Origin of the sequence: Bradyrhizobium sp. STM 3809, from assembly GCF_000239795.1 — a bacterium.
In the GTDB taxonomy this organism is placed as follows: domain Bacteria; phylum Pseudomonadota; class Alphaproteobacteria; order Rhizobiales; family Xanthobacteraceae; genus Bradyrhizobium.
This window is the reverse complement of sequence record NZ_CAFJ01000276.1, coordinates 1-8,944: the sequence shown is the minus strand read 5'-3', so window position 1 is coordinate 8,944 and position 8,944 is coordinate 1. Positions and strand designations below refer to the sequence as shown.

General features: G+C 67.9%; 10 protein-coding genes. 6 read left to right on the top strand and 4 right to left on the bottom strand.

Annotated features, from left to right (window positions below; genetic code table 11):
* A partial coding sequence (locus BRAS3809_RS15555; protein WP_035656401.1) for a M23 family metallopeptidase occupies positions 1-1,559 on the top strand: 1,559 nt, incomplete at its 5' end.
* A gap of 71 nt (positions 1,560-1,630) precedes the next feature.
* Entirely contained in the window at positions 1,631-1,894 is a 264-nt protein-coding gene (locus BRAS3809_RS15550) for a hypothetical protein (RefSeq protein ID WP_008963066.1), read from the top strand.
* A gap of 209 nt (positions 1,895-2,103) precedes the next feature.
* Here BRAS3809_RS15550 and BRAS3809_RS15545 read toward each other — a convergent pair whose 3' ends face one another.
* Positions 2,104-2,286 carry a hypothetical protein gene (locus BRAS3809_RS15545; RefSeq protein ID WP_008963065.1) on the bottom strand — a complete coding sequence of 61 codons (183 nt, stop codon included), beginning with the start codon at positions 2,284-2,286 and terminating at the stop codon, positions 2,104-2,106.
* 59 nt (positions 2,287-2,345) lie between these two features.
* On the bottom strand, positions 2,346-2,816 hold the full coding sequence (locus BRAS3809_RS15540; protein WP_008963064.1) for a carboxymuconolactone decarboxylase family protein: 471 nt from the start codon (positions 2,814-2,816) through the stop codon (positions 2,346-2,348).
* Between the two features lie 50 nt (positions 2,817-2,866).
* Between BRAS3809_RS15540 and BRAS3809_RS15535 the strand changes: the two genes are divergently transcribed.
* The 3 genes from BRAS3809_RS15535 (at position 2,867) to BRAS3809_RS15525 (ending at position 5,967) form a co-directional block, all read left to right on the top strand.
* A complete protein-coding gene (locus BRAS3809_RS15535; protein WP_008963063.1) occupies positions 2,867-3,397 on the top strand; it encodes a MarR family winged helix-turn-helix transcriptional regulator in 531 nt (176 codons plus the stop codon).
* A 49-nt stretch (positions 3,398-3,446) separates the two neighbouring features.
* Positions 3,447-4,667, top strand: coding sequence for a lytic murein transglycosylase (locus BRAS3809_RS15530; RefSeq protein WP_008963062.1), 1,221 nt, complete (start codon positions 3,447-3,449; stop codon positions 4,665-4,667).
* 292 nt (positions 4,668-4,959) lie between these two features.
* Positions 4,960-5,967: a hypothetical protein gene (locus tag BRAS3809_RS15525; RefSeq protein WP_008963061.1), complete on the top strand. Its 1,008-nt coding sequence runs from the start codon at positions 4,960-4,962 to the stop codon at positions 5,965-5,967.
* Here the strand turns inward: BRAS3809_RS15525 and BRAS3809_RS15520 are convergent.
* The gene (locus BRAS3809_RS15520; RefSeq protein ID WP_008963060.1) at positions 5,964-6,779 is read right to left on the bottom strand and encodes an NYN domain-containing protein; all 816 of its coding nucleotides are present in this window, start codon (positions 6,777-6,779) and stop codon (positions 5,964-5,966) included. The genes BRAS3809_RS15525 and BRAS3809_RS15520 overlap by 4 nt on opposite strands.
* Between BRAS3809_RS15520 and BRAS3809_RS37760 the strand changes: the two genes are divergently transcribed.
* Positions 6,773-7,426: a hypothetical protein gene (locus BRAS3809_RS37760; RefSeq protein WP_502685669.1), complete on the top strand. Its 654-nt coding sequence runs from the start codon at positions 6,773-6,775 to the stop codon at positions 7,424-7,426. The genes BRAS3809_RS15520 and BRAS3809_RS37760 overlap by 7 nt on opposite strands.
* A 52-nt stretch (positions 7,427-7,478) precedes the next feature.
* On the opposite strand, the gene BRAS3809_RS15510 is transcribed toward BRAS3809_RS37760, so the two are convergent.
* Positions 7,479-8,372 (bottom strand): serine hydrolase domain-containing protein, encoded by an 894-nt coding sequence (locus tag BRAS3809_RS15510; protein WP_240535689.1) that lies wholly within the window; start codon positions 8,370-8,372, stop codon positions 7,479-7,481.
* Between the last annotated feature and the right edge of the window lie 572 nt (positions 8,373-8,944).

The following is an 8,944-nucleotide window of genomic DNA, read 5'->3' as shown; positions in this document are numbered from 1 at the left end:
GCGCGGCCGACGCCTTCGCCACGCCCGCCATCTCGCTTCAGCGTGCCGACTGGCGCGCAGCACTCGACCAGCTCCGCTCCGAGCTCACGACCGCACCCGACGTCATCACCGGTCTCGCGCCCTCGGCGCGCCGGCACGACGTCGGCGGCGATGATCCGCGCCGACGGCCCGCTCTGGTCCAGCTCAACGGCATGACCTCGACCATCTTCACGGGGATCGGACGCAGTCCGGTCCCCGTCTTGCTGCCGCTCGACACGTCCGCCTATCTGAGCGCGCGCCGCCGCGGCGCGGTCGATCCGCAAATGTTGCCGCGCTACCAGTCCGACTTCCGGACCGATCTGTTCGACGCCGGCCCGTCCGGCTATGACGCGGTGTTCTCCCTCGCCCCCGAGGTGACCTCCGGCCTGCCCTCGCGCATCTTCGCCAAGCCGGTCGAGGTCCAGATCACCGGATCGAGCCTCATCTACGACGTCGCCGATCCCGCAGGCGGCAAGGGCGAAAGCGTCAAGGCGCTGGCTGCTGATTATCCCGACCTGCGCCGCTTCATCCGGGAAGGCTATGTCCGCTACGCCTTCACCCGCTTCGGCGTGCCCTATGTGGTCTCGATCCAGTGCCTCGACAGCGCGCCGCGGCCGAAGCGCCTCGCCTGCCGCGAAGCCTACCCGATCGCCGAGCGCTTCCTGAGGGCGCTGCGCGTCACCGGCGGCCAGCCGTCCCGCAGCGCGCCGGAGATCACGCCGCTCGCCGCCGAGCGCCCTTCCGTGCTCGATGCTGATTTCACCTTTCGCCCGGTCGGCGACATCGTCATGAACTCGGGCGCGCGTGGCCAAGGCGGCCGCGCCGACGGCACGGCCTATTCGCAGATCCGCTTTCCGCTCGACGCACCGGCCTATGTGCATTCGCAATCATTCGGCCGCCGACGCGCCAGCGACAAGTTCGAGCAGCCCTGGAGCCAATATCCCTGGCGCGACAATTTCTGCGAGGCGCGCGACTTCAACGTCGGCCAATGCGCCAGCGGCTTGGGTCATCAGGGCCAGGACATCCGGCCGGGCGTCTGCCCGGTGCGCCGCGACGGCCCCGCCGGCTGTGATCCATGGCGGCAGCGCGTGCTCGCCGTCCGCGATGGCGTGGTGATCCGGAGCGCCAGGCAGCAGGGCGCCGTCATCCAGGTCAATACCGGCACCGAGCATATTCGCTTCCGCTACATGCACATGAACCCCAACGCGATGGACACTGACGGCCTGCTCAATGGCCGCGCCTTGCGCGAGGGCGAGCCGATCGGCGTCGTCTCGAACTATCTCGATCATCCCAACGGCACCACGCGGCATCTGCATTTCGATGTCCAGCTGTTCACCCGCGACGGCTGGATCTGGGTCAATCCCTACGTGACGCTCATCGCGGCCTATGAGCGGTTGATCGGCGGCCGCGGCCGCGAGGTCGGGCTGGAAATGGCCGCCTCGCCGACCGCGACGACCACGGGCGCCATCGGCACGCCGCCGCAAGGACCGCCGCTGCTCGGCCCGGCCGCAGATGCTGCAGCCGGCCGCGATCGGAACTGATCGCGAACCCCGCCGCGTCTCTCGGAACCGACCTCCCCGGCTGCGGGTTGTCATGCCCAGGAGGATGTCGGATGGCGACAGGTACCGCTCAACACAGGACCGGACCGGCGCTGGTGTCGGCAGCGATCGCGCTCGTCTGCATTGGCGCGCTGACCATGCTGGTGCGCGACCGCTGGCACCCGCCCGAGATCAAGTCCGCCGAAGCGGCCAGGCATTCGATGACCGGCGAGGTCGCCCGCGCCGCCGGTGCCCGCGTGATGCCGACCGATCCGAGCCTCGCGGTGGAGCCGAAGCCCGAGGGCCCGAAGCGCGCGCAGCCGGCCAACCCGTTCTGAGGCGACGCCCGCTCTCATGGCCCCTGATCAGAAACCTGACAATCGCATCGGCATCATCCGCGCGCCGATGACGGGCGCGGTGAGCAAGCAGCCGTCAACACCTCACAATTGGATGCTGAGACGTTGCGGATTGCGAACTCGGCCGGGCGCCTTGCGCTTTCCGGAGACCGCCAAGCGGCCCGTCGGTCTCCGAAGTCCCCGCCTGACCCTCAGGCCGACCACTTGTCCTCTTCTCGCCTGTGCTCCTCGGCATTGAGGCGCTCGGCGATCTCGTGGGCCATCGCCTCGTCCTTGGTCCTGGCGATCGGTTTGCCGTCCTGGCACCGCACGCGGTCCTTGTCGGCTTCCAGCGGGAAATCGTCCGGCTTCAGCGGCTCGTTCGGCTCGGTCATGAACGCCTCCTCTGACGTGAACGCACAACACGCGGCGCGCCGCCACGGTTCCATCGACCTCAGTTGCTTGCCTGCGCCGGCCGCTCCGCCGGTGTCCAGCGAAACGCGACGCCGTAGCGGTTCCACAGATTGATCACGCCGATCGCCGACGTCAGGAACACCAGCTCGGTCTCGGAGAACGCGGCGCGGGCCTCGGCGTAGACCGCGTCGCTGACGCCGCCGTCCAGTCTCGTCAGCGCCTCGGTGAAGGCCAGCGCGGCACGCTCGCGGGCTGTGAATTGCGGCGCCTCGCGCCAGGCCACAACCAGGTTGATCTTGTCGGCGCCGACGCCGAGCTTCTCCGCCAGCAGCACGTGATGCTGCACGCAGAACGCACAGCCGTTGATCTGGGAGGCACGGATCTTGATCAGCTCGAGCAGGTGCTTGTCGAGCCCGGCCCCGGACGCCTGCTGGCTGACCGCCAGGATCGCCGCGTAGAGCTCGGGGGCCTGGCTCCTGAACGCCTTGTAGTCGCTGCGCGCATGTGACATCTTTCATCTCCCATGTTATCAGTGCTCTGACAATTTATCAGAGCCCTGATATGGCACGCAAGGCAACCTCACGATTACCAGTGCGACCCGTACAGCGCCGTCGCGCGGCGGCGGCTCCGGCCGCGCCGCGCCCGCCGCGCCCGGGAGAAGGCAAGCGCGGCGCGGACGGCCATCTCGCCTACCTGCTGCGCCAGGCGCAGGCGGCGGCGCGGCTGTCGCTCGAGCGCGCACTGACCGCAACCGGCCTGACCCATCCGCAGTTCGTGGTCCTGACGATGCTCAAGGCATATCCCGGCCTGTCCGGTGCCGACTGCGCCCGCGTCGCGCTGCTGACGCCGCAGACCGTCAACGTCATCATCGCCAACCTGGAACGTGACGGCGCCGTCCGCAGGACGCCGCATCCGGTGCACGGCCGGGTGCTGCAATGGACCCTGACCCCGCGCGGCCGTGCGCTGCTCGCCAAGGCACGCCGCAAGGCGAGCGCGCTGGAGCGCCGTCTCGCCGCGGGTTTCGGCAAGCGCGACCTCGCGACCATCCGCCGCTGGCTGGCCCGAATCGCCGCCGAGTTCCATCCGGATTGAGCCCCGCAGGGCCTGCCGCCGGGCGGCGCCAGCCGCTAGACTGGCGGCCATGACCCAGCCCGATTCCCCGCCCCGCCGCGCCCTGCTCCGCTCCGGCCTCGGTGCCGCCGCGCTGCTCGTACCTGCCTTGCCGGCCCTGGCCGCGCCGGCCGAGTTCGATGCCTGGCGCGACGGCTTCCGCAGCCGTGCGCTCGCCAAGGGCATCTCGCAGGCGACCTGGACGCGCGTGATGGCGCGGCTCGAGCCCGACATGACCGTGTTCAAGGAGCTGCGCAATCAGCCGGAGTTCAAGGAGCAGCTCTGGCAGTACATCAACCGCCGCGTCTCCGATTGGCGCGTCATCAACGGCAAGGCGGCGCTCTCGAAGAACGAGGCGCTGTTCGGCCGCATCGAGAAGGATTTCGGCGTCGAGCGCGGCACGCTGCTGGCGCTGTGGGGCGTCGAGTCCGCCTATGGCGATCCGCTGGTGCAGCAGAACCATATGCGTCCCGTCTTCCCGGCGCTCGCCGCGCTCGCCTGGAACGAGCCGCGCCGCAAGGCCTATTGGGAGACCGAGCTCACCAACGCGCTGAAAATCGTCGATCGCGGCTGGAGCACGCCGGAGGAGATGCGCGGGTCCTGGGCCGGCGCCATGGGCCATACGCAGTGGATGCCGGAGGTGTGGCTCAATGTCGGCTTCGACTATGACGGCGACGGCAAGATCTCGCCGTTCGGCAAGCCAGACGACGCGCTCGGCTCGACCGCGCGCTATCTCGTCAACCGCGGCAAGTATCACCGCGGCGAGCATTGGGGCTACGAGGTGCGCGCGCCCGGCAACATGTCGGGCAGCCGCAGCTACGCCGCCTGGCAGAGCGCCGGCGTCACCCGCGCCGACGGCGAGCCGTTCCCGCAGCCGAACGCCTCGGCGCAGCTGTGGATCCCGGTCGAGGGCGGCCCGGCCTTCCTGCTCGGTCCGAACTTCTATTCGGTGAAGTCCTATAATCCAGCGATGAGCTACGCGCTCGCGATCTGCCATCTCGGCGACCGCATCCTCGGGGCGCCACCGTTCCTGCAGCCCTTCCCCGGCTCGGAGCGCGCGCTGACGCTCGCCGAGGTGCAGGAGATGCAGAAGCGACTCACCGCCGCCGGCTTCGACACCGGCGGCACCGACGGCCGCGTCGGCAACGACACCATGAAGGCGATCCGCGACTTCCAGGCGAAGGCGGGTCTTGCGCCCGCCGACGGCTATGGCGGGCTCAAGGTGCTGGCGAAGCTTCGGCAGGGCGGGTGAGCAGCGTTGCCGCGAGCCGTGCTGATGAGCACGCAATCCTGTCCGCCAGGGGCCAAGCAGGAGGCCCATCGCGACCTCATGAACAAGTTGATGACGGAGCAGCGGCCGTAGCCGTGGTCGGAACGAGATCTGTCGTGATGGCTGTCCTGGCGGAGGCAGCAAACGTAGCATCGGCGCGCAAAGGCGCCGCGATTTGCGCCCAGCTCGAGAACTCGCCGTGGCGCCGTGCCCATCATCGTGTGAGGGAGCATGCCGCCCCGAACGTGCGGGCAACGCCGAGGCAACGCGCGTGATGGCCGCGCAGCGCCGCTACGTCGCGATCGTTCTCGCCGTCGTGGCCCTGTTCGGCCTGTCGGTCGCCGGGCTCGCCTATCGCTTCGACGCGCTGACCACGCCGGCGCAGCTCGCCGCCCGGCAATCGGACGATCCGGACAGCATCATCCTGCCGGCCGATCTGCGCTACAACGCCGCCTTCAAGCGCGCGCGGATCGCCGCGCTCGCGCCCGACGTCATCATCATCGGCAGCTCGCGCGCCGGCACCCTGCGCGAGGCGATGTTCAGGCCCTACCGGTTCTACAATGCCGGCTTCACGGCCTGGACGACGCAACAGCTGGTCGACGTGTTCGAGCACTTGACCCGCGGGGTTCGTCCTCGCGTCGTGCTCGTCGTGCTCGACTATTTCATGTTCACCGATGCCTGGGACGAGGCCTATGGCGCGCAGCGCGCCATGGTCTACGATCCCACGCGCTACGTCTCGTTCAAGCTCGCCCGCCTGATCCGCGCCCTGCCCGCGCCCGCGCCGTTCGCCGAGCAGCGGCGGCCGGACGGCTTCCGCGCCGACGGCTCCTACCTCTATCCGCAGGACTTCATCGACACTGCGCGCCGGACGTTCCAGACCGCGCAGCGCCTGGTCGAGTCGGCGCCCGGCGCGCCGCGAATGTCGGAGCGGCAGAAGCAGCCGTTGCGGCAGCTCGAGGCCCTCGCCCGCGACCGCAACGTCCGGCTGATCGCTGTGCAGCTGCCCTATGTGCGCGCCGCCGTCGACTTTCTCGACCATGACGAAGCCTACCGACCGTATTCCGGCGTCTGGCGCGAGTTCGAAAGCGCGGAGACCGCGGCCTGGCTGCACCGCCTCGGCATTCCCTTCATCGATCTCGCCCACGCCGATATCGCCGACGACCCGCTCGACTTCATCGACGCCTTCCATCCGTCGGAGGCCGGCATGGCGAAGGCGCTCGATCGGCTGGCGCGACACCCCGATGTTCAGGCGGCGCTGCCGGATCTCGCCCGGCCGCGCTAGGGCTCCGTCGTCCCAGGTCTTGGCCGCCGCCTCGCGCTCTCGCGTCGACGCGGTTCTCGCGCGCCCGGGGGTGGCGCGCTCGCAGGCTTGACGCGGATGCGCACCGAGCCGCCGCCCTTGGACTGCTCCTCGATCTCGAAGCTGCCGGTCTTGCGGACGAGATCGCTGAGCTTGCGGCAGCCATAGGTGCGCGGGTCGAAGTCGGAGACGAGGTTGGACAGCTGCTTGCCGACCTCGCCGAGCGCGACCCAGCCGTCCTCGCTCTCCATCTGCGTGATCACCGTCTTGATCATCGGCGTCGCCGCGCTGATCGGCTGCAGCGGCTTCGGCGCGGCCGCGCTGTCGGCGTCCTTGCTGCCGGCCGCGTCGCTGCGCAAATTCTCGGTGTAGACGAACCGGCGGCAGGCCTGGCGAAAGCTCTCGGGCGTCTTCTGTTCGCCGAAGCCGAACACGTCGATACCCTGCTCGCGGATGCGCGCGGCGAGCCGGGTGAAGTCGCTGTCCGAGGACACCAGGCAGAAGCCGTCGAAGCGGCCGCTATGCAGCAGGTCCATGGCGTCGATCACCAGCGTGATGTCGGAGGCGTTCTTGCCGGAGGTGTAGGCGAACTGCTGCTGCGGCACGATGGCGTAGCGGGCGAGCGTATCCGCCCACGGCCTGGAGCGCGGACTGGAGAAGTCGCCATAGATCCGGCGCACGCTCGCCTCGCCGATCTTGGCGATCTCCTGGAACAGCCCGTCGACGATCTTGGCCGAGGCATTGTCGGCGTCGATCAGCACGGCCAGACGCGGGGAGCGGGGTTCGGATGCCATTGACTGTCCTTCCAGGTAACCTCGATGGGTTCCCTTATAGCCTGAACCGAGATTCGGCCGCCAAACATCTCGGCGACAGCGCGGAATTGCGTTACTGCGGCTTGGCCAAGCATGGAACTCGTCGGCACGACCATTCGCACACGAATAAAATTTGCGGTTCCCGACGCGTTTCGATCCCGCTTTCACCTTCCCTTAATTTGCGATGCACAACCATGCCGCGACCGTTTGGCAGGGTCCAAAGCGCCATGATGAAAGAAGGCACCTATTCCGCCTGGTTCAAGACGCCCAAAGGCCAGGGAACCGGGCTCGTCGAGTTGGTGGACGGCATCGTCCGCGGCGGCGACGCCGTGCTCAGCTATTTCGGCAGCTATGAAGTTCATGGCGATCGGTTCACGGCCCTCATCAAGACCCGGCGCCACGCCTCGGGGCAGCCGTCGCTATTCGGTCCCGATGAGCTGACGCTCAGCCTCGAAGGCTGCTGCAGGGGCACGCCCATGACCTGCTCGGGCACGGCGGCGGAAGCACCCGATGTGCCGTTCGAGGCCATCCTGATGTACTCCGCGCCGGACGAGGCCGCGCCTCCGCCGGTGCCGCGCGCGGCGCCGAAATTCAATCCCGATCAGTTGCCGAAGCCGATCTGGCGCTGAGCCCGCTCGCGGCAGCCTGGAGATTGAGACCGACACCCCAAGAGCCGTCGGCTCATGGCGCTGACGCGCTGATGCTGCTCACCAGATCGAGCACGCGCTGGGTCCGGATGCCATGCGGGTTGGCGTCGAGATCGACCAGTTCGACGACCACGAGGCGCTTCGCCGGGACGATGACGACCAACTGGCCCCCATAGCCATTGGCGAAGAAGGCATTGAGGTCCGAACCATCCTTCGTATACGTCCACCAGAGATAGCCATAGCCGCGTTCCGGCTGCCCGGTGTCCGACAGCCGCGTGGTCGATTCCGTGACCCAATGCGCCGGGATCAGCTGGCTCCCGTTCCACCGTCCGCCGTTGAGATAGAGCACGCCGAACCGCGCGAGGTCGCGGGCGCTCATGTGAAACACATAGGCCGGATGCGAGGACGAGGCCTCCGTCTGGTAGTGACCATCCTTCACAGAGAAATCCTCCATGCCGAGCGGCCGCGCGATCCGCGTCTCGAAGCTCTTGAACACATCGCCGACGGATTGGCGGTAGATCGTGCCGAGCGCGTTGAAATCCCAATTGTTGTAGTACCAGAAGCTGCCGGCCGGATGGCTTCCGCGCGCCGGGCGGAGCTGCTTCATCTGTGGCGTCTCGTAGGCCGCGAGATGATAGATGCCGGACCGAGCCATCAACAAGTGGCGAACCGTCGCGGTCTTCTCGGCCGGCGACAGGGCGTCGGGATGATCGTCGATCGCGCGTTCGGCAAGGCTGCTGTCGAGGTTGATCCGGCCCTCCTCGACGGCAATGCCATAGAGAGCGCTGATGAGGCTCTTCCGCTCGGACCGGATGTTGACCTTGGCGCCGAGGTCGCCCGACGAGGCGATGATCTCGTCGTCCCTGACCACCATGATCGCCGTCGGCTTCTGCTCGTCGGCGAATTGCTGAACGTCCCGCGAAATCACCGCAGTCCAGGGCTTTTCGCTAGTGTTGGCCGTTTGCCAATGCGCCCCCGGTTCGGCATGGGAGCACGATGACCACAGTAGCAGACCCATGAGCACGGCAGGCAGGCGTCGCATCGAAGACCTCATTTCAGCAAACCGATCGATCGCGAACCTAGCCGAGGACCGCACGATAGAACATGGACGCCGGCCTCCCGCGCCCCATGTCTGCCGCCGCACCCTTGCTCATGCCTCGCGCGCGAACGTCATGGGCCGCCGCGGTGTCGATCGGAGGACCGGGACCGCAGACAGGAGGCAAAAGATTTCGCTTGCTTTCATTCCGAAAATCGGAAATAACATCCGGGTCCCGTCCTCATGAGAGGGGCGCTTCGCGATCGTCACGAACGTGGAGGATGGGATGCGGTGGCCGCTGATGTGCTGCAGCGTACTCGATGTGCGCGGACGAACGGCAGTTGGCGGACGTGAAATCGCGTGGTCCTGGCGCCCCGAAGCCGGCGCCAAGTCGGCGGGAATGATGATCCCGACGGCGACGGTGGCTATCGAGCCGGACACCGGGGAGAGCGCGTATAAGCGTT

Coding starts and splice junctions, on each gene's coding strand:
- BRAS3809_RS15525 (WP_008963061.1), top strand. CDS start 4,960: ATGGCCGCGCAGCGCCGCTACGTCGCGATCGTTCTCGCCGTCGTGGCC.
- BRAS3809_RS15520 (WP_008963060.1), bottom strand. CDS start 6,779: ATGGCATCCGAACCCCGCTCCCCGCGTCTGGCCGTGCTGATCGACGCC.
- BRAS3809_RS15530 (WP_008963062.1), top strand. CDS start 3,447: ATGACCCAGCCCGATTCCCCGCCCCGCCGCGCCCTGCTCCGCTCCGGC.
- BRAS3809_RS15535 (WP_008963063.1), top strand. CDS start 2,867: ATGGCACGCAAGGCAACCTCACGATTACCAGTGCGACCCGTACAGCGC.
- BRAS3809_RS37760 (WP_502685669.1), top strand. CDS start 6,773: ATGCCATTGACTGTCCTTCCAGGTAACCTCGATGGGTTCCCTTATAGC.
- BRAS3809_RS15545 (WP_008963065.1), bottom strand. CDS start 2,286: ATGACCGAGCCGAACGAGCCGCTGAAGCCGGACGATTTCCCGCTGGAA.
- BRAS3809_RS15540 (WP_008963064.1), bottom strand. CDS start 2,816: ATGTCACATGCGCGCAGCGACTACAAGGCGTTCAGGAGCCAGGCCCCC.
- BRAS3809_RS15550 (WP_008963066.1), top strand. CDS start 1,631: ATGGCGACAGGTACCGCTCAACACAGGACCGGACCGGCGCTGGTGTCG.